Here is a 21864-nt window from a genome sequence, read left to right as displayed (position 1 = left end):
GAGAGCGGTACGACGCTCGGCTGCTTACCCTCCGGCGTTGGCGTCGGTGAGCAGTCGGGCGGCTAGGGCGCGTACCTCGTCCTTGAGTTCGTCCGGTCGGTCGATCGTGAATGGCCAGCCGAGCCCGGCCAGCATCTGCGCTGCGCCGTCGAGCCGTTCGGCCCGGGCTGTGAGGCGTACGCCGTCGGGGACCTCGGTGAGGGTGCCGACCGACGGTGGGATCCGTCGCTGCGCCTGACTCAGGCTGGTGTGCAGCACCACGGAAATGTCGTGCGCGTACGGCACGGCTGCCAGACCGGCAAGTACCTGCCTGGTGGGATCGAAGCCGGTCGGGATGTCGAACGTGCCCTGGGCGGGGCGGGCTGTCCCGATCCGGTCGAGCCGGAACGTCCGCACGGCCCGGCGGTCGTGGTCGTGACCGGTGACGTACCACCGGCCAGCGTGAAACACCAGCCCGTACGGGTCGAGCTGCCGCTCGCCGGACCGGCCGTGCCAGGTGGTGTAGGTGATGCTCACCGGTTGCTGATGTCGGGCCGCTTCGGCGAGCACCAGCAGCACCTCGATGCCGGGCGGGGCGGACTTGCGGACCGGTGCGGTGAAGTCCACGGTGTCCAGCAGCGAATCGATCCGCCGGGCGAGGACGGCCGGCAGTACTCGGCGGATCTTCGCGGTCGCGCTCTCGGCCGCCGCGCCTTCGGCGGTGACCAGCCCCGCCCGGGTGGCGGCGACGAGCCCGAGCATGACGGCGACCGCCTCCTCGTCGGTGAGCATGAGCGGCGGCAGCTTGTAACCGGGCGCGAGCCGGTACCCGCCGTAGCGACCGCGCCGGGCCTCGACCGGGATGCCGAGGTCGGCGAGGTGCGCGGCGTAGCGGCGGACCGTGCGCTCGTCGACGTCCAGCCGACCGGCCAGGTCAGCGACGGTGAAGCCGCCACCGGCCTGAAGGATCTCCAGCAACGCCAGTACACGCGCGGTGGGCCGGGCCAATAATCCAACTCCTAATCCGGGCGGAATGTGTCCAGTATTGATCGTAGCGTGTGCTGCATGACGACATTCGTACTGGTTCCCGGGTTCTGGCTCGGCGCGTGGGCCTGGCGCCCGGTCACGGCCGCCTTGCGTGGGCACGGCCACGAGGTGTACCCGGTGAGCCTGACCGGCCTGGGCGAGCGCGCCCACCTGGCCCGCCCGGACACCGACCTCGACGTCCACGTCACCGACGTGGTCAACCTGCTGCGCTACGAGGACCTGCACGACGTGGTCCTCGTCGGGCACAGCTACGCCGGCGCGGTCGTGACGACCGCCGTCGCCGACCGCATGACCGACCGCATAGCCCAGCTGGTTTTCGTCGACACCGGCCCACTACCCGACGGGGCGGCGAACGAGGACTTCAACCCGCCCCAGGAGCGGGAGCGCCACGCGGCGGTGGTCGCCGAACACGGCGACGGCTGGCGACTGCCACCCCCGCCCTGGGCCGACCTGGCGGCGGGTGCGGCGGATGTGGACGACTCGGTCGTCGCGCTGCTCAGTGAGCGGTCGGTGGCCCAACCGTGGGCGACCGCCACCACCCCGGTGCGGCTCACCGGGGCGTGGGAGAAGCTGCCCCGCCTCGGCGTGCTGTCGAGCTTCACCGTCGAGCAGGCCCGCGGGATGGCCGCCGCCATGCCGCTGTGCCAGCACATGGTCGGCGACTCGTGGCGGTACGAGGAGCTGCCGACGTGGCACTGGCCGATGCTCAGCCGACCGGCCGAGCTGGCCCAGATCCTGCACCGAGCCAGGCCGACGGCATAGCCTGCGGCGCCCGGGTGACCGCACCGAGGTCACCCGGGCACCGGTGCCACGGTTACCCACACGTGGCCGACGACGCGCAGACGGCCGGTTGCGCCCGCTCCGGGTGGTCGTATCGGAGATCTGCCCGCCGCACCTCACCGCCCTGGTCGCGGCACGGCGGCAGCGCATCCGCCTGGAGGTACGGCCGGGCCGCGGGACCGCGCGGGGCTCTGCCGGACCCTGGCGGTCGGTGCCGGAATCGTGGCGGTTCCGCAGACGGCCGCGTCCTGGCGGGTGCCGCTCGGGTTGGCCGCCCGGAACTACTTCCCGGCGCCGACGCTGCCCTGGTGGGGTTAGTCAGCTGACGGCCCGGGCCCGCCGCTCGCGCAGCCAGACCAGCGCCACCATGGCGACGTTGACGACCGCCAGAATCAGCAGGGAGGCGTCACCGGAGTCGGTGGACCGGTCAATGGCGTAGGGCTCGCCGTCGGCCAGCACCGTGTTGACGACCCCGAACAGGACGTTGTTGGCGACGTGGAAGGCGACCGGCGCCTCGATGCCGCGGCTGATGATCGCCATCAGGCCGGTGCACAGGCCGATGAAGGTGAAGTAACCGAACAACCAGGGGTCGTTCGACCCGTGGAGCAGGGCGAAGCCCAGGCTGGAGACGACAAGCCCGACGGCCAGGGCCGGCCGGACCGCGCGCACCCAGGACGCGGCGGCGGGCAGCAGGGCGCTTCGCCACATCAACTCCTCGCCGGCGGACTGCAGCGGCGTGGTCAGGACGGTGACCACCAGCAGAGCGATCGTCGTACCACTGACACCGAACCCGACCCAGGGCGTCGAGTCGCGCGCGACCAACCACACGACGCCGAGCCCAGCACCCACCAGCAGCGTCGCCCCGGCCAGGTAGCTACCCAGGCGGCGGGCGTCGAAGGCCCGGGGCGAACTGATCAGGCTCCGCCACGGCACCCGGGCGAGCCGCGCCAGGAACAGGACCGCCACGACGCCCGACGCACCGATGCTGAGGTTGATGGCCAGCGACTTCAGTGGCGTCATGGTGGGCGAGAACGGGTCGTCGCTGCCCTCGACGACGCCCACGATCAGGTAGGACAGAAGCTGCAGGGCGAGCATCACCAGCGACATCACGGCGACGAGCGCGAGCGGCTTCCACCAGGCCATCCGCAGGTGGGCGCCGAACGGGCGGGAGGGGTCGAGAGCCGCAGCCGGATGCTCAGGCGTCCGCGGTCGCGGGTCTCCTACGTCGGAACCGCTCTGGCGATCCAGCGTCTCCCAGGAGGCATCGGGCCGTGGGGCGTTCATCGTGGACTTTCCTTTCGAAAGGAGGGGACATGTTCATCGCAGCGCTCGTCGCGGCTCCCGTGCAGTGACACCACGTCACCGCTGCCCTGTGACGTCCCGACGGATACGCCGTACGAGGCTCAGCCGGTCAGGTCCGCCGGCGCCGGGGCGAAGTCGAGGCGCGGCTTGCCCCGCATCGCCGCTGCGAGGCTCTGGTAGACCGGCGGGTTGATACCGTCGCGCTGGTTGTGCCCCATCTTGACGGTGGTCTGCGGCCAGTCCGGGTCGGTCAGGATGCCGGCCACGGCGTACTGCTTGGTCATCGCGACCATGGAGGCGTAGTTCTCCGCGTCGGTGGTGCCGGTCTTGCCGGCGACCGGAGCGTCCACGGCGGTCTTCACCTGCGCAGCCGTACGGCTGCTGCCGCACCTGCTGGTCGCCGAGTTGTCGCCGACCGGACAACGGGCGGCGTCGACGGCCGCGCGGGCCACCCCGGTGCTCACCCGCTTCTCGCAGCGTGAGTCGGCGACGTCGAGGGTCATACCGTCCGGGCCACGGATCTCCTGCACGGGGGTCGGCGCGCACCAGGTGCCGTCCGCCGCCAGGGTCGCGTACGCGTTGGCGAGTTCCAGCGGGGTCGTGTTGGAGACGCCCAGGGTGAACGCGCCCCAGTCGTGGGCGGCCTCCCGGTCGGCGGCCCACCGGTCCTCCCGGTCGACCCGGAACCGGATGCCGAGCCGCTTGGCCACGTCGACCACGTTCTCCGCGCCGATCTGCTGCTGCAGTGGAACGAAGTAGGTGTTGGTCGACCGGGCGAACGCGCTCCACATGTTGAGCACGCCGCCGGCCTTCTTGTCGGAGTTCGTGGGGCAGTAGAGATCGGTTCCGGGGCAGGCGGTGGGGCTGGCGCGGTCGATGACGTACTCCGACCGGAAGCGTTGTGGTGCGTCGATGGTGTGGCTGAGCGGGATGCCCTTCTCCAGGGCGGCGACGACGGTGAAGATCTTGAAGGTGGAGCCGGCCTGGTAGCCGGTGATGCCGTCGCCGCCGGTGAGGAGCGGGTTCATCGTGTTGGGGTAGCTGCCCGAGGCGCCCTTCGCCCGCTGTTTCGGGTCACTGTGCGGCCTGTTGGTCGGCTTCCTCGGATCGTCGGGTCGGAAGGTGCGGTTCACGGCGAGGGCGCGGACCCGGCCCGTGCCCGGTTCCACCGTGGCGACCATGACCGCTTCCTTGGCGGTCTCGCTCTTGGCCCGGCGTACCGCTTGGTCCGCCCCGCGCTGCGCCTGTACGTCGAGGCTGGTGACGATGGTGTAGCCGCCGCTCTTGAGGCGCCGTTCCCGGTCGTAGGTGGTGGCGCCGAAGGTCTTCTGCGACATCCACCAGCGGTAGAAGTAGTCGCAGAAGAAGCCCCAGGTGCGCTGGTTGGTGGCGACGCAGCCGTTCGGGGTGCGCTTGTCCTTGACCACCATCTTGGTGGCCTTGGCCGCGTCGGCCTGCCGCTGGTTGATCGCGCCGATGGCGACCATGTTCTGCAGGACGTAGTTGCGCCGGTCGAAGGCGAGGGTGCGGCCGCTGCGGGTGGTCGGGTCGTTCTGGCTCGGCGCCTTGACCATGCCGGCCAGCAGCGCGGCCTCCTCCAGCGTGAGCTTGCCGGGCGGCTTGCCGAAGTAGACCTGGCTGGCGGCGAAGATGCCGTACGCGCCGTTGCCGAACGCGGCGATGTTGAGGTAGCGCTCCAGGATCTCGTCCTTGGAGAACGTCTTGTCGATCTGGAGCGCGTACTTCATCTCGCGCAGCTTGCGGGTGCTGGTGTCCTCGGTTGCGGCGACCACGTCGGCCGGGTGCGAGGCGGAGTACGCGATGGCGAGCCGGACGTACTGCATGGTCAGCGTCGAGGCGCCCTGCCGGCCGTCGGCGCCGCCGGAGGAGTTGCTGACAAAGGCCCGCGCGATGCCGTTGAGGTCGACCCCGTTGTGCTGGTAGAAGTCGTGGTCCTCGGCGGCGACGATCGCTTGGCGCATGACCGGCGCGACGTCGGCGAGCTTCACGTCCCGCCGGTTCTCGTCGTACATGGTCGCCAGTGGGGTCTTGCCGTCCGAGGCCAGTAGGTAGCTGATCTGCGGCGCGCGGGCCACGGTCAGCTCCTTGGGCAGCGCGCCGAACGTGTCGGCGCCGGCCTTCGCCGCCAAGCCGGACATCGCCACCGCGGGGAAGGCCGCCGCCGCGACCACCACTCCGGCCAGAAGGCCACACATCAGCAGCGATGCGGCGTTGGTGAAGATATTGCGGTCACGTTTCCCCATTCCGGGTCACCTCGATCCATAGAGGTGCAGGGCGGCAGCGGCTCACCGACCGGCGTCCGCGCCCGGTCGGGTCCTTCATCGCTGCCGCCCCGCGAGGTCCGACACGTGCGTGCGGGCGCTCGGCGACGAGTGGTGCCGGGTCAACCGGTCACCAGCCGGCCAGCGCCACCTTCGTCGCCTCGGCGATGAGGGCGTTGTCGTACTCGGCGTCCTTCTCGTCGCGGGTGGACAGCACCGCGAGGACGATCGGCGCCCGCTCCGGCGGCCAGATCACCGCGATGTCGTTGCGGGTGCCGTATCCGCCGGCGCCGGTCTTGTCCCCGACGACCCAGCCGTCGGGCACGCCGGCGCGGATCAGCTCACCGCCGGTGGTGTTGCCCCGCAGCCACCCGTTGAGGATGTCGCGGTCCGCGGGTTCGAGGGCGTCACCGACGGTGTACGCGCGCAGGGACCCGGCCATGGCCCGTGGGGTGCTGGTGTCCCGCCGGTCGCCGGGCCTGGCCTCGTTGAGGGCGGTCTCGTACCGCGCCGGGTCGGTGACCTTGTCGCCGATCTCGCGCAGTTCCTTCTCGAACTTCTGCGGTCCACCGAGCCGGCGCAGCATCAGGTTGGCGGCGGTGTTGTCGCTGTACCGCACGGCGGCGTCCACGATCGCGCGCAGCGTCATGCCCTCGGCGACGTGCTGCTCGGTGATCGGCGAGTAGGTCACCAGGTCGTCCGCCGAGTACCGCACCACCCGGTCCAGCTCGGCGTCGGTGGTCTCGTCGAGGATCTCGGCGGCGGCCAGCGCCTTGAAGGTCGAGGCGTACGCGAATCGTTCGTCGGCCCGGTACTGCACCGCCCTGCCGCTGCCGGTGTCGATCGCGTAGACGCCCAGTCGCGCGTCGAACTTCTCCTCCAGCTGCCGGAATTCGCGGTCCCGATCCGGTGCTGACGATGCGGGGGCCGCGGTCGCGCTGTCCCGTACCGGTTGTTCGGCGGCGTCGGCGGGACTGCAGGCGGTCAGAGAGACCACTGCCACCGCGGCCACCAGGCGGTGTGTCGAAGACACCATTACTGCTCCTTGGTCGTTGGGCGGACCGGGGGCCGGACGGCCCCGGTCGGGTCGGACTCGACCCTGACAGTGATCCGGCATGCGGTCGAAGACAGAAGTCGCGGAGTTCATGCCGATCGGGTATCGACGGCACGGCGAGGGAAGCTCCCGGTCGAGGTCAGGCCGGGTGGGGAGTCGCCGAGGCCGTCACTCCCGGCCGGTGACCGGCGGTCCGGTCAGAGCCGGCAGCGTCGGTCCTGCGCAGGGACCTTCAGGTCGATCAGGTAGGCGGCGAAGGCGGCGTTGACACAGGGGTTGACCGCCTCCTGGGCGACCGTGTGCCGCGCACCCTCGACGGTGAGCACCGTGCCACCGATCTCGTCGGCCAGCACCTTGCCCGCGGCGTACGGGGTGGCCGGGTCGCCGGTGACGGAGATGACCAGGCTCGTGGGCACGCCCTTGACGTCCTGCGCGTAGGGGATGCCGAGGCTGGGCTCGCCCGGCCAGGACTCGCACGCGTCCCGGGTGACACCCTCGACGGTCCTGCCGGTGGCGACGAACGGGCTGGTCCTGACGATGTCGGCGCGCAGCCGGGCTTCCTCCTCGGGTGTGCGGCGCATCTCGTCGTTGCAGTTGACGGCGAGGTTGGCCTCGAGGAAGTTGGTCCACACGCCGGAGGCGTCCCGACCACCGAAGACGTCGCCGATCTTCAGGATCTGCGCTCCGTCGCCCTGCTTGAGCTGGGCGAGGCCCTTGATGAGCGTGGGCCAGGTCTCGGGGTAGTAGAGGGCGGCGGTGACGCCGCCGGTGGCCTGGTTGAAGTTGAGCGTGCGCCCCTTCCCGGCGGGAACGGGCTTGTCGATCAGTGGCTGGACCAGCTGCTGGAATACCTCCGTCGCCCGGGCAGGGTCGGCGCCCAGGGGGCAGTCCCTGCTTGCGGCGCAGGAGGCCGCCAGCTTCTCAAAGTTCTGTTGGAAGCCGGCCTGCTGGGTGAGCCGCCGCTGCGGGTTCTGCAGGGTGGGGTCCGTCACGCCGTCCAGCACCATCGCCCGTACGTTCCTGCCGAACATCTCGGCGTAGACCGCGCCGAGTCGGGTGCCGTAGCTCTGCCCGGCGAATGTGAGTTTCTCGTCGCCCAGGGCCGACCGCAGGACGTCCATGTCCCGGGCGACGTTGCGGGTGCCGACCGCGGACAGGATCTCCGTCCCGCCCGAGCCCTTCGCGCAGCGCTCCGCCAGGCGCCGGGTGTCCTCCTCGCTCCACTGCCCCGAGGACGCCAGCAGGGTCGTCTGGTCCTCGCCGCGATCGCGTTCGGCGTCGGTGAAGCAGCTGATCGCGGGCGTCGACGAGCCGACCCCGCGGGGATCGAATCCCACCACGTCGAATCGTCGCAGCAGTGGGCTCTTCGCGTGCGCGGCGCTGAAGGTCGTCGCCTGGGTCATGCCGGAACCGCCCGGGCCGCCCGGGTTGAGCACCAGCGACCCGATGCGTTGCCCGACAGCCGCCTGGGCGGGGAGCCGGAGCACCGCGACCTGGATGGTCCTGCCCTTCGGCTTCTGGTAGTCCAGCGGCACCGTCAGCCGCGCGCACTCGAAGGGCTCGACATACTGCTTCTTCTCCCCCGGCGTGGTGCCGTAGCCCGCGCACGAGCCGAACGACAGCTTCTGCCCGTAGTAGGCCTCCAGCCCGGCGGTGGACGGCCGCGGCTCGGACTCCGCGGAGTTCGGGGCGCCGGTGCAGGCGGCCGACAGAATGAGCACGGCCGTCACCCCGACCGCGGCGCCGACGCGAGCGGCGGTCCGCCGGGAAGCAGGCGGGGCGGACCGGTCCACGGGTGGGTCGGAGTCGAACAGGGCCATCGGATTCTCCGAATCGAGTCGTCCTGAAGGTGTGCGTCCTCGACGAGACACCCGGCCGTAGCGGCACACTCAACCCCGTCCAGGTGTGATCTGGTCGGTGACATCCGGAGAGGCACACCCGTGAGGCTCGACACACGGTGTCGTGCGGGCTTGAGTGTGCCGTTGCGGCACACCGGCTAATGGATCAATGCTGAACGAGGTCAAACCAGACGGGCTGCCGGAGCGGCACCACGGCCCCACCCGGCCCGACGCCAGTGCCCAGTCCGCCGTGCTGCAGCAGATGGGCGGCGTCGCCGGGTTCGTCTACTCGACGGTTCCGGTGATCGTGTTCGTGACGGCGCATGCGTTCCTGCCGCTGCCGGTGGCTATCGGGGTCGCGGTCGCCGCCGGGTTCGCGTTGTTCATCGTTCGGCTGCTGCGCGGCGAGCGTCTGGTGTCCGCGGTCGGCAGCCTGCTCGGCGTGGCGGTGGCCGCCGGGATCGTCGCGTGGACCGGCTCCGCGCGGGACTTCTTCGTGATCGGGATCTGGGCCTCGCTGGCCGGGTTCGTCGTCACGTTCGGGTCGGTGCTGGCTCGCCGGCCGCTGACCGGTGTCATCTGGAACGCCCTGCACGGCGGGAAGCACCCATGGCGGTCCGACCGGGCCGTACGGGTGGCACACGATCTCGCGACCCTCGCCGCGGCGGCGGTGTTCGGTTCGCGGTTCGTGGTGCAGCAGTGGCTCTATCTGACCGACAGCACCGGTGGGCTGGGCGTCGCCCGGATCGTCATGGGCACGCCGCTCACCGTGCTCGCCGCGCTGGTCGTCGTGTGGAGCTTCCGGCGCAGCACCAGACGCCTCACCGCGGCCGACAGATGACCGCGGCGCGAGGCCACCGAGCCGTCCACCCGCATCGCGACGAACGAACCGGAAAGGCATGAGCATGATCCTCTACGAAGGCGCACTGCAGGTGGTTCCCGTTCTGTTGATCGCCCTGTTCATCGAGACGCGCAGCCTCGACCGGCAGGCCAGCCGCACGATGCGACGCTGGGAGACCGCGCAGGACAGGGTCTACGCCGCGCTCGGCGTCGTCGCGTTCATGGTGTCGCTGTTCGTGGTGGCAGACATCATCGCTGACGGGCCCGTCACCAAGGCGATCATCATCGCCACCCTCAGCGGCTGCATGGGCATGTTGTACGTCCGGATCCTGCAACGCTTCGCCAGCCGCGACCGGCGACCCGACCAGGTGTCGGGCGACCGCTGAGCCTCGGGCCGCCGACGTCGCGCCCGGCCGGTCCGGCGACGAACAGGCGGCCGCGCCGCTCACCGCCAGAACAGCTGGTACGGCGGACGCCAGCTGGCGTCGAGCCGTTGGGTTGAGCGCGGAGGGCATCGGGTCGTGCCGTCAGCGGCATCCCTTTGTCGTGGGCGGCCTGCGGACGATCAGTCGTGCGGCTCGGACAGCAGTCGGTTGGTGCGCCGCAGGACGTCCAGCTGCGCGGGGTTGTAGAGCTCCGCCAAGGCCGTGCCGACTGCCTGTTCGACGTAGTGCGCGCTGTACCGGGTGCCGGCGTTCGTGATCTTCACTCCCGGGTTCTCCGCGTACAGCCGGCGTACGTAGGGAACCAGGTCCCGGGCCACTGCGGCACGGGTCTGCTCGTCGGCGTCCGCGGGAAGCGTGTCGAACCGCTCGGCGACCGGGTCGGTGACGGGCTTGCGCAGCATGTCCGCCCAGGCCCGCATGGTGTCGGCGCCGAGCACCCGGGTCAGCACGACGATGAACGAACGGTCGGCGGGCGGCATCGTCGACACGACATCGGGTGCGACGACGCCGGGTGGCAGTTCCGCCGGTGTGGACTGACGCAGGATGACGGCGAGTTCGAGGCGGGCCCGTTGCAGCCGTTCGATGGTGGCCGCGAGCTCGGCGTCCAGGGTGCGCAGGGCCTCCACGGGCTGGTCGTCGGTGTCCGGCATGGTGGCGATCTGGGCCAGCGAGAACCCCAGCTCTGTCAGGCGCCGGATGCGCAGGATCCGGACGAGGTGAGCCACTCCGTACTGCTTGTAGCCGTTGCTACGCCGGTGTGGCTCCGCCAACAGGCCGATGTCGTGGTAGTGGCGTACCGCCCGCAGGGTGGTGCCGGCGAGTTGGGCGATCTCCCGAGTGCTCCAGCCCATGTCACCCCCGACCTCAGAGCCGTCCCGGGGCGTCGAACACCAGGTCCGGGTCGTACCGCTGCTTGACGGCCCGCAGGCGCCCGGCGTTCGGCCCGAACGCGGCGGCGGTGCGCTCGGTGTCCTCCGGAGCGAGCAGGTTGGGATAGCCGCCCGGAAGCGTGTCGGTTCCCCGCACCCAGGCCCGGTGCCGATCCGCGGCGGGGTCCCCCGGTTCCCAGACCGCGATGGTCTCGACCATCAGGTGCGGCGTCCGGTTGCGGAACGCGGTCGAGTCCTCGGGGATCCGGGCGGCTGCCCCGTGGAGGCTGTGCAGCGAGATCGCGGAGAGCGGCGAGGTCTTGGCGCTCGCGGCGTCGACCAGGACGTCCTGGACCGTACGGTCGAGTCCGGTGACCGTGCGCGACCCGATCTCGACGTGCCGGCCGGCCGGGAACATCGCGTCGATCTGCGCGAGCTGATCCGGCATCGTGGTCGGGCCGATCTGTGCCGCCAACGGTTCGCCGAGCTCGGTCAGCTGTCGCAGCACCCGGGTCCCCGTCTCCGGGTCGCCGCACCAGGTCGGTGCGGCGAAGAGCGCCGGGTCACCGGTCGGGGCGGTGATGAAGCCGGCCTGCACGGTCAGCTCGTCCGGGCCCCGCAGCAGCGACTCCTCCAGCTCCGGCAGAACGTCGAACCGGAACATGATCATCCCGGCGAGGATCGCCGGCACGGCATGCAGCTGGATCCGCATCGTGGTGACCACGCCGAAGTTGCCCCCGCCACCGCGCAGCGCCCACAGCAACTCGGGGTCGTGCTCCTCGTCGGCGGTGACCAGCGTGCCGTCGGCGAGCACCACGTCGGCCGACAGCAGGTTGTCGGCGGCGAGGCCGAACCGGCCGCTCAGCGGCCCGTAACCACCGCCGAGCGTCAACCCGGCCATCCCTACCGAACCGGCCGTCCCGGTCACCGCGACCAGGCCGGCCCGCTGCGCGGCCACCGCCACGTCGGCCGAGGTGGCGCCGCCGGCCACGATGGCGACCGCGGTGGTCGCGTCGACGCTCACCTGTCGCATCGGGCTCAGATCGAGCGTCAGGCCACCGTCGGCCAGCGCGCGGCCGGCCCAGTCGTGCCCACCGCCGCGGACCGACAGCGGGAGACCCTTCTCGCGGGCGGCCCGGACCCCGGCCTGGACGTCGGCCGTGTCGACGCATCGGGCGACGACGGAAGGTCGGGTGGTCACCGCGCCGTTCCAGAGCGTTCGCGCTTCGTCGAATTCCGTTCCGGCGGTCAGCATGTCACCCATGTGATCATGGTAGCCACCTACTCGTCAGAGTCCAACTCTGATCAATGATGCGGGCTATGCTCGGCCGGCCATGACAGAAGCACCGAAAAGCCGCCGGGCCGAGTACGCCGCGGCCACCCGGGCTGCCATCATCGACGCGGCGCGCCTGCTCTTCGCGCGTAACGGATACTTCGCGACGAAGATCGAGGACATCGCCGCGGAAGCGCGGGTCGCGCCGGCCACGGTGTACGCGGTGACCGGCGGCAAGCAGGGGCTGATCCGCACACTGGTCGACCTGTGGAGCCAGGCGCCGATCGTGGCGCAGACCCTCTCCCGGCACGAGACGATCACCGATCCGGACGAGATCCTGCGGGACACGGCGGCCACGGTCCGGGCGATGCGTGAGACGTACGGCGACATCATGCGACTGATGCTCACGACCGCGCCACACCACGCCGAGGTGGCCGAGGGCCTGCGGGTGGCCACGAAACGCTACCGGGACGCCATCGAAGTCGTCGCCGTCCGGCTCCACGAGGTCGGCGGCCTACGTCCCGGCATGGACGTCGCGGAGGCGACCGACATCCTCTGGTTCTACTTCGGCTACTCCGGCTACTTCACCCTGCTCGACGACAACGGCTGGACCTACGAGCAGTCGGAACGCTGGCTGGTCGCTCAGGCCACCGCGGCTCTTCGCTGAGACCTGAATGCCGCCGAGTTCCGGGGCGATGAGTTGACGATTCCGCCTGGCGGGAACCTCCGCGACGGCCGACGTGCCGGGTGATCAGCGGCGACGCAGCGCCGGCTCGAGCAGGGCGGGCGGGGTGTCGTTCTTCTCGTGGGCGGCGAGGTCGACGCCGGGAGCCACGATCGCGTCGATCGCGTCCAGCACGTCGGCCGAGAGCACCGTGTCCGCCGCGGCGAGCTGCGAGTGGAGGTGGTCCGTCGTGCGGGGGCCGATGATCGCGCTGGTCACACCTGGGTGTGCGGTGACGAAGCCGAGCGCGAGCTGAATCATGCTGAGGCCGGCCTCGTCGGCGACGGTGGCGAGCTGCTCTACGGCGTCGAGCTTGGCCCGGTTGGCGGGGATGCTGATGTCGTAGCGCTGCTGCATGAAGCCTGAGCGGTTCGTGTTGATCTGCTGGCCGGCACGGATCGCCCCGGACAGCCAGCCCGACGCCAGCGGGCTCCAGGCGAGCACGCCCATGCCGTACTCCTGCGTCGCGGGCAGCACGTGGGTCTCGATGCCACGCTGCAGGATCGAGTAGTTCGGCTGCTCGGTCACGTAGCGGCTCAGGCGTCCGTCGCGGGCAGCCCACTGCGCCTGCACGATGCGGTAGGCCGGGAAGGTCGAGGAGCCGAAGTAACGGATCTTGCCCGCGCGCTGCAGGTCCGTCAGCGCCGACAGCGTCTCCTCGTCGCTGGTCGTCGGATCCCACCGGTGCATCTGGTAGAGGTCGATGTGGTCGACGCCGAGGCGGCGCAGGCTGTTCTCCAGCGCGGTGACGAGCCAGCGGCGCGAGCCGCCCCGCTGGTTGCGCTCGTCGCCCATCGGCAGGGTCGCCTTGGTGGCCAGGACGACGTCGTCCCGGCGGCCGGCGACGGCCTTGCCGACCATCTCCTCAGACTGGCCGCCGCTGTAGGCGTCGGCGGTGTCGATGAGGTTGATCCCCGCCTCGAGCGCGGCGTCGACGATGGCAGCGGCGTCCTCCTGGGTGGTGTTGCCGATCTTGCCGAAGTTCATCGCGCCGAGTACGAGGGTGCTGACCTGCACACCAGTACGACCCAAGGTGCGGTACTGCATGACTGTTCTCCTTCAGGCGTTCGGCGATACACGAGTTGGTGGCAGCCCGTCCGCTCAGTACACTGATCAAGCGGAACGCTGTTCCGCTAGCCAACATACGGAACAACGTTCCGGATGCCAAGCGGAGTGACGGAGGTAACGCGACGTGGCCGAGATCGACGGCGGCTCGCAGCGACCGGTCCCGCGCAAGCGGGCCGACGCCCGGCGCAACGAGAAGGCCCTGCTCGACGCCGCCGCCGCGGCGTTCGTCACCTCCGGCGTCGACGTGCCCGTGCGGGACATCGCCGCCAGGGCCGGCGTCGGCGTCGGCACCATCTACCGCCACTTCCCCACCCGGGCCGACCTCATCGTCGCCGTCTACCGCCACCAGATCGAGGCATGCGCCGAGGCGGGACCGGCCCTACTGGCCGACAGCGACACACCGCACGCCGCCCTGGCGCAGTGGATCGACCTGTTCGTCGACTTCCTGGTCACCAAGCACGGTCTCGCCGCGGCGCTACAGTCCGACGACGCCGCCTTCCAGACCCTGCACGCCTACTTCCTCGACCGGCTCGTCCCGGTCTGCGACCAGCTCCTCGACGCCGCCGTCGCCGCCGACGAGATCCGCCCCGACATGGACGCCTACGCACTGCTGCGCGGCGTCGGCAACCTCTGCATCGGCGCGGGCAGCGATCCCCGTTACGACGCACGCCACCTGGTCGACCTCCTCGTCGCCGGGCTTCGCGTCCGCTAGAAGTGCCGTGACCACGAACGTTCACGGTGTCGGTTGACACGCCGTCCGGCCTGTCGGCTGGACGTGTCGTGGCGGTCCGGCTGTGGCGGTGGCAGATCTTGTACGTGTGCGGCGGCTGAGTGATCAGGAAGGCCAGCAGCTGCTCGCCCCGTCGAGCGTCCGGGCGTCAACGACGGCCGACTCCGCGCGCGCCGCGGGTCGGGTGGTACCCCGGCCCGCGGCATTAACACAGTGGGGCGCACTGCAGCAGGGCGGCTCCGGTGAGCGCGCTGTTGTTCATCCGTCCGAGGCCGGCAATGGCGACCAGGCTGCCGATGGCGAGGCCGGCGCCGCTGGCAGTCTGGGGGGGGTTGCCGGGGGCGCTGTCGGGATGCGGGGGATCGGCACGGGACGCCTCATGTGTCTGGGGCGGTGAGGACGCAGTCCACGGCCGTGTAGAGGGTTTCGGTTTCGGACCTCAGGATCGAGTCCTCGGCGGGCAGGGCTCGTTCGACGGAGAGGCCACTGAGGACGGTGAGCAAGAACCTCACCCGGCGTGCGTGGTCGTCCCTGGGGAGCGCGCCTTCGTCTGCGAGAACCGTCAGCCAGTACTCGACACGGCGCCACCCTGCCCGCTCCAGGGCGAGATACGCCGTGCGCACCTCCTCGGTCGGTTCGGGTGCGATGAACCTCTGGTACGTCTCGCCCCACGCCTCACGCGCCTGCTTCCCGACGCCGGCCGGGGCGAGGATCTGCCGGAGACAGTTGACCAGTCGATCCCGGGCGGGTAGCGATCGGTCGTGGATCGGGTCATCCGGGAACATGTGGTCGTAGATTCTGGCGAGCACGGCGTCCTGCAGTGCGCGCTGGGTCGGAAAGTGGAACCTGAGCGAGCCCGTGCTCACCCCGGCCCGCGCCGCCACCGCACGCACGCTCAGCGTCGCCGTCACATCCTCCGCGAGCATCGCCGCCGCAGCCGCGAGGATCCGTTCCCGTGAGCCGGTGCTCCGGTCGTCCCGTGTCATCCGCCACCTCCTAGTACATCGTACTAGCACGCTGTGCTAGCGTCGCCACTAGCACAGCGTATTAGTGCACGGCAGCGACGGCGAGTGAGGAAACGTGATCGAGGACTGGCGGCAACGGCGAGCAGCCAAGCGCATCACCAGCGGCGACGGACGGGCATTGAAACGCCTCCGCTGGTGGCAGCTACCCTTCCGCGCACTGTTCTACCTCCCGCTGCCCGACCGGGACGGCCGGCAGACGGTGTACGCCGTCGACATTCCACGGCGAACCGACCCGGACGGCGGCAAGGCGAGAGCGCACCTGTATCTCGACGGCAGACACCACGCCCAGTCCAAACTCCCGGCAGCCTTCCCCGTCGAGGGCGGCACCATCGAGGTGGCGATCAGTGCATTCGGGCTCAAGCGCTGCCACTACGTCACCACCGCCGGCGCGGAGCACCCGCTCATTCCTGACCCGAAATCCGCCGAAGGACGCCGCGCCCGCATCGCCCGCGAGCACCCGACACTGAGCCGCTCGATCAGTTACCTCTCGGTGCTGATGCTCCTCATCGGCGTGGGCCTGAACCTGCTGCAACTCGCCGAACCGATCTCGCGGATCCCCCCGATCGCCGAACACATCGGAACGATCGAATCGCCCATCCACCTACCGGTCTGGCTCAACTTCGCCCTCGCCGTCGGGGCCGCACTGGCCAGCACCGAGCGGGCACTCCGCCTGCGGTACAGCGTGCTCGACCACGCCGGGAAGTAACTCTGTCCATAGGAGGAATCCATGACCACGATGAACAAGCCGACCTCGCTGCTCACTCAGGGCGAGCCCCGCAATGGGCCGTCAGTTCCCACCGGGGTCGAGTACCACCGGGTACTCGCAGGTGACAAACGCCGGATCGGCCGCGGCATTCTCGCCATCATCCTCCTGCTGGCAGGGATCGTCATCTTCCCGAACGCCATCGGCAGGGCCACCGCACTCATCGACGTACGGATGGGAAACACCCCGCCGATCCTGGGCGGCACCGACTACACACCGCTCTACCACGCCAGTTCGATGCTCTCCCTCGGCCTGCTCATTCCGTGGAGCATGCTCATCCAGCGGTGGCTCTACGGCGTGCCCGGCGCGTCCCTGCACTCCGTGACGTCGCGGTTCCGCTTCGACCTGCTCGGCAAATCGCTCCTCATCTTCGGCCCCGCCTGGCTGGTGGTCAACGCCCTCGGAGCCCTCACGCCCGTCGAGGAGTCCCCCTGGTCACAGACCGACCTCGTCGCCATCTTCATCGCCACGATGCTCCTCACCCCACTCCAGTCGGCGGGCGAGGAATACGGCGTGCGTGGGCTGATCTTCCGCGTGATCGGCAGCTGGACCCGCAGCCCACGGGCGGGACTGGTCGCCGGGGTGCTGGTCTCGAGCGTGCTGTTCACGGCCGTGCACGGCGCAACGGACCCGTACATCATCGTCTGGTACTTCACGCTCTGGACCGGACTGGCCATCATCACCTGGCGCACCGGCGGACTGGAGATCCCCATCATGCTCCACGCCGTACTCAACACCTTCAGCTTCATCCTGGCCCTCGCCCTACGGGTAGACTTCGGCACCGCACTGCAGGACCGCTCAGCCGGAGTCGGCACGCCGTACCAGCTCGTCCCCGCCGCCACTGTCGTCGTCATCACCGCGATCATCTGGTGGCGCACCCGAACGACGGGGCCAGCCCTTACCGCGGGCCGTAGTCAGGCACCACGTCACACGCGGTCGTGATGCGGTGTCACCGACGGGCGGTTCCGAGGGGTGCCGTCGACGGATTTGTGTCCGCCACCCCAACAATCGGACCGTGAGCGCGGGCTGACCCCACCAGGGCAGGGTGCCCATCTGCAGGAGGTCGTGCAGCGACCGGGCGACCTGGGCCGAACGAAGCCGCGGCGATCGCGATCGCGGTCGCCATCGGCAGCCCGTGGTCTCCCAGGCCGACCAGCGTCATCCGGTGTGGACGGTGGGCGTCGCCTGAGCGAGTTCCACGCCACGGGGAGGGTCGTCGTAGCGCGTCCATGACGAGGTCGAGCAGGTGGCTGCTGCGGGTCTCGAAGTGCTCGTCCGGGTTGATGCGCCAGAGGAAGCCGACCAGCAGCAGGAGGTCGTCGGCGGTCACGTCGGCGCGGACGTCGCCGGCCTGCCGCCAGGCGCGCAGCAACGCGCCCATGGCGTCGACGACCGGGGCGTATCCCTCGGTGGCGAGTCGTTCTCTGGTGGAGCTGTTCAGGGCGCCGGTCAGGCCGTGCTTGATCCTGCCGTAGCTGCCCAGTTCGTCCAGCCATCGCCGTAGCGCTGCGAGCGGGGGGCTGCCTGCGGCCAGCCGGGGTGCGGCGTCGATGAGGTCCTGGACGTCGCGACGGTGTACTGCCAGGACGAGCGCCTCGCGGTTCGGAGAGTTGCGGTACAGGGTGCCCTGACCGATGCCGGCGAGCTTGGCGATCGACTGCATCGAGGCGTCGGGGTCCTGCTCCAGGGCGGTGCGCGCGGTGTCGCGGGTTCGGGTCCTGTTGCGTTCGGCATCGGTCCGCCGGATCGAGCCCGGTCGCGCACCGGGTTGCGACTGGTCAACAGTGCTGCGATCCATGTCACTCCCGTCCGCTGGTCAAGTGGACACGTGTCCGCTAACGTCGGGGGCATGCGGACACCTGTCCGCTTACGCTTCCATCGTAGCCACCGGCAGCTGCCCCCAGAGGCGGCGGGGCTGCGCGCGTGCGAGAGGAAACACGACATGCAGGACAAGCAGAACAAGACGGCCGTCGTCACCGGCGGTACCTCGGGAATCGGCTACGCCATCGCCCAGGAACTGATCTCCCGCGGCATGCGGGTCGTCATCACCGGCCGCGACCAGGGGCGCGTCGACACGGCGGTCGCCGAGCTCGGCCGACGAGCCTCAGGCGTACGCGCTGACGTAGCCAGCTCTCCCGACATGGACGCGCTGTACGGCCACGTCGCCGAACACCACGGTCGCCTCGACGCCGTCTTCGCCAACGCGGCCAGCGGCCACCACTCCGTCCTCGGGGCGATCACCGAGGAGGAGTTCGACCGGACCTTCTCGGTCAACGTCAAGGGCGTGTTCCACAGCGTGCAGAAAGCGCTGCCGCTGATGCGCCCCGGCGGCAGCATCACGATCATCGGCTCGACCGCGTCGATCCACCCGCCGTACGGGATGGGCCTGTACGGCGGGGCGAAGGCCGCGGTCCGCAACTTCCTGCGGTCCTGGATCCAGGACACCAAAGGTTCCGGCATCCGGATGAACGTGCTCAGTCCCGGCGCCGTTGACACCGAGTCACTGCGTGACGCCCTGGCCAAGGCGTTCGGGGCCGACGGTGTCGCCACGCAACTGGAGACCATGGGTGCCGGCAGCCCGATCGGGCGTATCGCCGCCCCACGCGAGATCGCCACGGTCGCGGCGTTCCTCGCCAGCGACGACGCCAGTTTCATTCACGGCGTCGAGCTGTTCGTTGACGGCGGCATGGCCCAGGTCTGACCCACGGGGCAGGTCCGAGACCGCCACGGAGGCCCTGAACCCCTCCCCTATCCACACCCGCGCAGGGCCGACCCTGCGGCCGGCACAGCAAACCGAGGAGAAGCACAACCATGACAGGCACAGAGAAGACAGGTACCCGGAACAAGGTCATCGCCATCACCGGCGCCAGCAGCGGAATCGGCCGGGCCACCGCGCTGGCCCTCGCCGCTCACGGGGCGACGGTCGTCCTCGGCGCCCGGCGGAGCGACCGCGTCGAGCAGCTCGCCGGTGAGATCCGTGGACGCGGCGGCCGCGCCGTCGCCCTGGCGACCGACGTACGGCGGCGCGACGACCTCATCCGCATGGTCGACACGGCGGTCACCGAATTCGGCCAGCTCGACGTGCTGGTCAACAACGCCGGCATCGGCCCGATCTCCCCGCTGGACGACCTACGCGTCGACGAGTGGGACGACATGATCGACGTCAACCTGCGCGGTGTACTGCACGGCATCGCCGCTGCGCTGCCGGTCTTCCGCCGCCAGGGGCACGGACACCTGGTGACGGTGGCATCCACCGCCGCGTACCGCACCGTCCCCGGGCAGGCGGTGTACTCCGCGACGAAGACGGCCGTGCGTACGGTCTGCGAAGGGTTGCGGCAGGAGGTAGGCGACGCGATGCGCGTCACCGTCGTCTCTCCGGGATTCGTACACACCGACTTCGTCAACGCAGTCGCCGACCCCGACGCGCGCGCCACGCTGTTGGCCAGCCGCGACGCCATGGCGCTGGATCCCGCAGCGATCGCGGGCGCCATCGCGTACGCGATCACCCAGCCGGATCAGGTCGACATCAACGAGATCGTGGTAAGGCCCACCGCACAGCGGTGACGGCGATGGACTAGGAGAGGCGGTGGGACGTCGACGTCCCACCGCCCGAAGAGGTCGGCGAAGGCCCTCGCCGAAGCCGCCGGGCGGCTGCTGTCCTACCGGGAGCCTCGTCATAGCTGGAGCAACGACCCGCCCCTGCCTACGTGCTCAGGACACCTTGATCACGATGGAAATGGCTCCCTGTCCGGCTGATGCCGTATGCCGTCCGCGGTCACCCTGCTTCAAAGCTTGACCAGGGCCAGCGTCCACTGGCCGTGACTGTCTTCCCAGAGGGTGACGACCTCGCCGACCGGGACCGAGTTGTACTCGTGCCGCTCATCTTCCTCGTAGTAGTCGCCATCCTCCTCGATCACCGCGACGATGCGCAGGGCGTCCTCGCGGGTGCCGTCGGTGGCTGCCCGGATGCGGGAGACCCGCCACTTGACACCGCTGAGGTCACGGCCGATGAGCTCACTACCGGGCACAAGATTCTCGTCGTCGCCATCGACCTCGAAGAAAGTGCCGGGACCGTCGACCAGCAGCGTGTCAGTGTCGCCGATCATCAGGCTTTCGTCGATGACCTGTTGTTCACCGCGGAGTACCGCCGGGTCGAGCCAGGCCGGCCGCCGGTCGAGTCCGACCTCGCTGATGAAGTTTCCCCAGGCATAGAGCGCATACATGCGCGGCATGCTACAGAGCGACAAGATCCTTGCTTGTTCGGCAGGACCGCCGTGGAGCATCGGGCCTGGTGACCTTGCCCCCACAGCGCCATCACGACGAAAATGGCTCACCCTTGAGATGCCGCGCCTCAGCGGCGACAGATCCGGATGGCGTCGACCCGTCGTGGTCATCGCTCGGGGGCGACCTGGATCTCCACTCGGTGCCGGAGGTAGTCGTCGTTTGAGGTGCGCGCGATCTGCACGGCCTGAGCGACGTGGTCGCGCATGTGGTGGGGGTACATGTGTGGGTCCAGGGTGAGGCCAGGCAGTATGCATCGGCGCAGGTCCAGGTCATCGTCGGCCAGGAAGCGGCGGAGTGCGGTGAGGCGGTACCGCTCGCGCAGGTCGCTGACCGCCTCGTGCTCGGCGGCGCTTTCCGGGGTCATGGTCGTCGTTCCCGGCAGGTAGCTGACTCTTATCGAGGTCCAGTACCAGGCGCGTGCCGCGCCTGCCGCGTCGGCGGCGGCACCAGTGTCGAGGTAGTCAAGCAGGGCAACCTGGACGCGACGACGGCCGAACGCGGCGATGGCGGGTTCGACCAGTTGGCGGTTGAAGCTCGGATCCGGCTCGGACACTGCCGCTCGGATCAGCGGTGCGAACCATTCGTCGGGCGCGCCGCCAGCATCGGCCGGGTGCTCGGCGCGGCGTGCGATGGTCTCACCGATCGTCCGCCGGGCATGGTGACGCCAGACCAGACGGTTGCCGGACTCGTCGACGTCCGGGGATTCGGCGCCGACGAGGTCGAGGAGTGCCTGTAGCGAGGCGTGACAGACCGCTGAGCGATCCACCGTACGCCCAGGCAACGGCTGGAACGCGGCGGGTGTCTCGTTCGTCGATGCCATGGGCTGCCATGGTAGCCGGCGCTCCTCAGCCCGACCTCGCTCAGGTTTCCAGCTCTTGGCCAGCTGACTGCCGCAACGCAGAGCGACGCTCGCACGGCGGCACATGATCGCGCCGCGGAGACCGCCCTACATCGGGCCTTGTCCGTCCACGTGGAACAGCTCCTGCGCGGCACCTCCCTGGCATCCTGCCGGCCGTGAACCCGACCCTCCGCCGTTGGCTGACCGTAGGAGTTCTGGGCGTCGCCGCAGCCGCAGTTGTCGTGACGGTCATCGCGAACCAGGACGAGGTCGGAGGGCTTGGTTGGCGCTGCGAGGGTGGCGAACTGTTGTGCGAGGGCCCTAGGCGAGGGGGGGGCACACCTACCTGCGGCCGCTGGCCCACCCGCTCTTGGGTATCGCGCTCGCCGCTGGCCTAACCCGCCATACCCGGCCGAAACCACGTATCTAGCCAGCAGAGCGGCATACCCGGCCCTCGGTGGCGGGGAACTGTAAGCGGGTTGGCAGTTCCGGTTCGGGCCGCCCCGCTCCGACGTGGCGGTTATCTTCTGGGCCGACGCGGATGCCAACCACTTCTGACCGCCAGTGCCCGCATCACGTCGGTGCGCTGACACCTGTCGGCAGCCGACCTCGCTGGCCTGCTCGAACAGGGCGGCCGAGGTGGGGCCGCTAGGGTCTGTCCTGCCGATCATGGAAGCCACATATCGCGGCGATGCGCAGCAGGCTTGCCTGATAGATGGCGG

20 protein-coding genes and 2 pseudogenes are annotated in these 21864 nt (G+C 69.9%); 10 read left to right on the top strand and 12 right to left on the bottom strand.

Features of this window, described 5'->3' with window-relative positions; translation table 11 throughout:
- Positions 1-24: 24 nt before the first annotated feature.
- Positions 25-987 (bottom strand): YafY family protein, encoded by a 963-nt coding sequence (locus MRQ36_RS28900; RefSeq protein WP_242799905.1) that lies wholly within the window; start codon positions 985-987, stop codon positions 25-27.
- 57 nt (positions 988-1044) lie between these two features.
- Between MRQ36_RS28900 and MRQ36_RS28895 the strand changes: the two genes are divergently transcribed.
- Positions 1045-1788 (top strand): alpha/beta fold hydrolase, encoded by a 744-nt coding sequence (locus tag MRQ36_RS28895; protein ID WP_242799904.1) that lies wholly within the window; start codon positions 1045-1047, stop codon positions 1786-1788.
- 85 nt (positions 1789-1873) lie between these two features.
- A pseudogene (locus MRQ36_RS28890) lies at positions 1874-2109 on the top strand (LysR family transcriptional regulator); the annotation flags it as partial.
- 15 nt (positions 2110-2124) lie between these two features.
- Here the strand turns inward: MRQ36_RS28890 and MRQ36_RS28885 are convergent.
- From MRQ36_RS28885 to MRQ36_RS28870, 4 genes and pseudogenes are all read right to left on the bottom strand, one after another.
- Entirely contained in the window at positions 2125-2949 is an 825-nt protein-coding gene (locus MRQ36_RS28885) for a CPBP family intramembrane glutamic endopeptidase (protein ID WP_242799903.1), read from the bottom strand.
- A 272-nt stretch (positions 2950-3221) separates the two neighbouring features.
- Positions 3222-5372, bottom strand: a pseudogene (locus tag MRQ36_RS28880) (transglycosylase domain-containing protein); the annotation flags it as partial.
- Between the two features lie 148 nt (positions 5373-5520).
- Positions 5521-6426, bottom strand: a complete 906-nt coding sequence (gene bla / locus MRQ36_RS28875) for a class A beta-lactamase (RefSeq protein WP_242799901.1) — start codon at positions 6424-6426, stop codon at positions 5521-5523.
- A gap of 215 nt (positions 6427-6641) precedes the next feature.
- On the bottom strand, positions 6642-8165 hold the full coding sequence (locus tag MRQ36_RS28870; RefSeq protein WP_242799900.1) for an alpha/beta hydrolase: 1524 nt from the start codon (positions 8163-8165) through the stop codon (positions 6642-6644).
- 286 nt (positions 8166-8451) lie between these two features.
- On the opposite strand from MRQ36_RS28870, the gene MRQ36_RS28865 reads away from it, so the two are divergent.
- Positions 8452-9123 (top strand): DUF3159 domain-containing protein, encoded by a 672-nt coding sequence (locus MRQ36_RS28865; RefSeq protein WP_242799899.1) that lies wholly within the window; start codon positions 8452-8454, stop codon positions 9121-9123.
- Positions 9124-9181: 58 nt separating this feature from the next.
- Positions 9182-9508: a hypothetical protein gene (locus MRQ36_RS28860; RefSeq protein ID WP_242799898.1), complete on the top strand. Its 327-nt coding sequence runs from the start codon at positions 9182-9184 to the stop codon at positions 9506-9508.
- A 179-nt stretch (positions 9509-9687) separates the two neighbouring features.
- On the opposite strand, the gene MRQ36_RS28855 is transcribed toward MRQ36_RS28860, so the two are convergent.
- Together MRQ36_RS28855 and MRQ36_RS28850 are read right to left on the bottom strand one after the other, a co-directional pair.
- Positions 9688-10419 (bottom strand): MerR family transcriptional regulator, encoded by a 732-nt coding sequence (locus tag MRQ36_RS28855; RefSeq protein WP_242799897.1) that lies wholly within the window; start codon positions 10417-10419, stop codon positions 9688-9690.
- A gap of 13 nt (positions 10420-10432) precedes the next feature.
- On the bottom strand, positions 10433-11701 hold the full coding sequence (locus MRQ36_RS28850) for an FAD-binding oxidoreductase (RefSeq protein WP_242799896.1): 1269 nt from the start codon (positions 11699-11701) through the stop codon (positions 10433-10435).
- Positions 11702-11771: 70 nt separating this feature from the next.
- Here MRQ36_RS28850 and MRQ36_RS28845 point away from each other — a divergent pair, with 70 nt between their 5' ends.
- Entirely contained in the window at positions 11772-12377 is a 606-nt protein-coding gene (locus tag MRQ36_RS28845; RefSeq protein WP_242799895.1) for a TetR/AcrR family transcriptional regulator, read from the top strand.
- An 84-nt stretch (positions 12378-12461) separates the two neighbouring features.
- Here the strand turns inward: MRQ36_RS28845 and MRQ36_RS28840 are convergent, their stop codons facing one another.
- Positions 12462-13481 carry an aldo/keto reductase gene (locus MRQ36_RS28840; RefSeq protein ID WP_242799894.1) on the bottom strand — a complete coding sequence of 340 codons (1020 nt, stop codon included), beginning with the start codon at positions 13479-13481 and terminating at the stop codon, positions 12462-12464.
- Between the two features lie 145 nt (positions 13482-13626).
- Between MRQ36_RS28840 and MRQ36_RS28835 the strand changes: the two genes are divergently transcribed.
- Positions 13627-14214 carry a TetR/AcrR family transcriptional regulator gene (locus tag MRQ36_RS28835; RefSeq protein WP_374250876.1) on the top strand — a complete coding sequence of 196 codons (588 nt, stop codon included), beginning with the start codon at positions 13627-13629 and terminating at the stop codon, positions 14212-14214.
- Between the two features lie 395 nt (positions 14215-14609).
- Here MRQ36_RS28835 and MRQ36_RS28830 read toward each other — a convergent pair whose 3' ends face one another.
- Complete coding sequence (locus MRQ36_RS28830; protein WP_242799893.1) at positions 14610-15218, bottom strand: TetR/AcrR family transcriptional regulator; 609 nt, start codon at positions 15216-15218, stop codon at positions 14610-14612.
- Positions 15219-15312: 94 nt separating this feature from the next.
- Between MRQ36_RS28830 and MRQ36_RS28825 the strand changes: the two genes are divergently transcribed.
- A complete protein-coding gene (locus tag MRQ36_RS28825; protein ID WP_242799892.1) occupies positions 15313-15963 on the top strand; it encodes a hypothetical protein in 651 nt (216 codons plus the stop codon).
- A 21-nt stretch (positions 15964-15984) separates the two neighbouring features.
- Positions 15985-16962 (top strand): CPBP family intramembrane glutamic endopeptidase, encoded by a 978-nt coding sequence (locus MRQ36_RS28820; protein ID WP_242799891.1) that lies wholly within the window; start codon positions 15985-15987, stop codon positions 16960-16962.
- 7 nt (positions 16963-16969) lie between these two features.
- Here the strand turns inward: MRQ36_RS28820 and MRQ36_RS28815 are convergent, their stop codons facing one another.
- On the bottom strand, positions 16970-17818 hold the full coding sequence (locus MRQ36_RS28815) for a TetR/AcrR family transcriptional regulator (protein ID WP_242799890.1): 849 nt from the start codon (positions 17816-17818) through the stop codon (positions 16970-16972).
- Between the two features lie 51 nt (positions 17819-17869).
- On the opposite strand from MRQ36_RS28815, the gene MRQ36_RS28810 reads away from it, so the two are divergent.
- Both MRQ36_RS28810 and MRQ36_RS28805 read left to right on the top strand, forming a co-directional pair.
- Entirely contained in the window at positions 17870-18721 is an 852-nt protein-coding gene (locus MRQ36_RS28810; protein ID WP_242799889.1) for an SDR family NAD(P)-dependent oxidoreductase, read from the top strand.
- A gap of 110 nt (positions 18722-18831) precedes the next feature.
- Positions 18832-19584 (top strand): SDR family oxidoreductase, encoded by a 753-nt coding sequence (locus MRQ36_RS28805; RefSeq protein ID WP_242799888.1) that lies wholly within the window; start codon positions 18832-18834, stop codon positions 19582-19584.
- 221 nt (positions 19585-19805) lie between these two features.
- Here the strand turns inward: MRQ36_RS28805 and MRQ36_RS28800 are convergent, their stop codons facing one another.
- Both MRQ36_RS28800 and MRQ36_RS28795 read right to left on the bottom strand, forming a co-directional pair.
- Positions 19806-20243 (bottom strand): hypothetical protein, encoded by a 438-nt coding sequence (locus MRQ36_RS28800; protein WP_242799887.1) that lies wholly within the window; start codon positions 20241-20243, stop codon positions 19806-19808.
- Positions 20244-20410: 167 nt separating this feature from the next.
- A complete protein-coding gene (locus MRQ36_RS28795) occupies positions 20411-21124 on the bottom strand; it encodes a hypothetical protein (protein ID WP_242799886.1) in 714 nt (237 codons plus the stop codon).
- Between the last annotated feature and the right edge of the window lie 740 nt (positions 21125-21864).

The sequence above is a fragment of the Micromonospora sp. R77 genome (assembly GCF_022747945.1).
Taxonomy (GTDB): Bacteria; Actinomycetota; Actinomycetes; order Mycobacteriales; family Micromonosporaceae; genus Micromonospora.
This window is presented reverse-complemented; position numbering and strand designations above follow the sequence as displayed.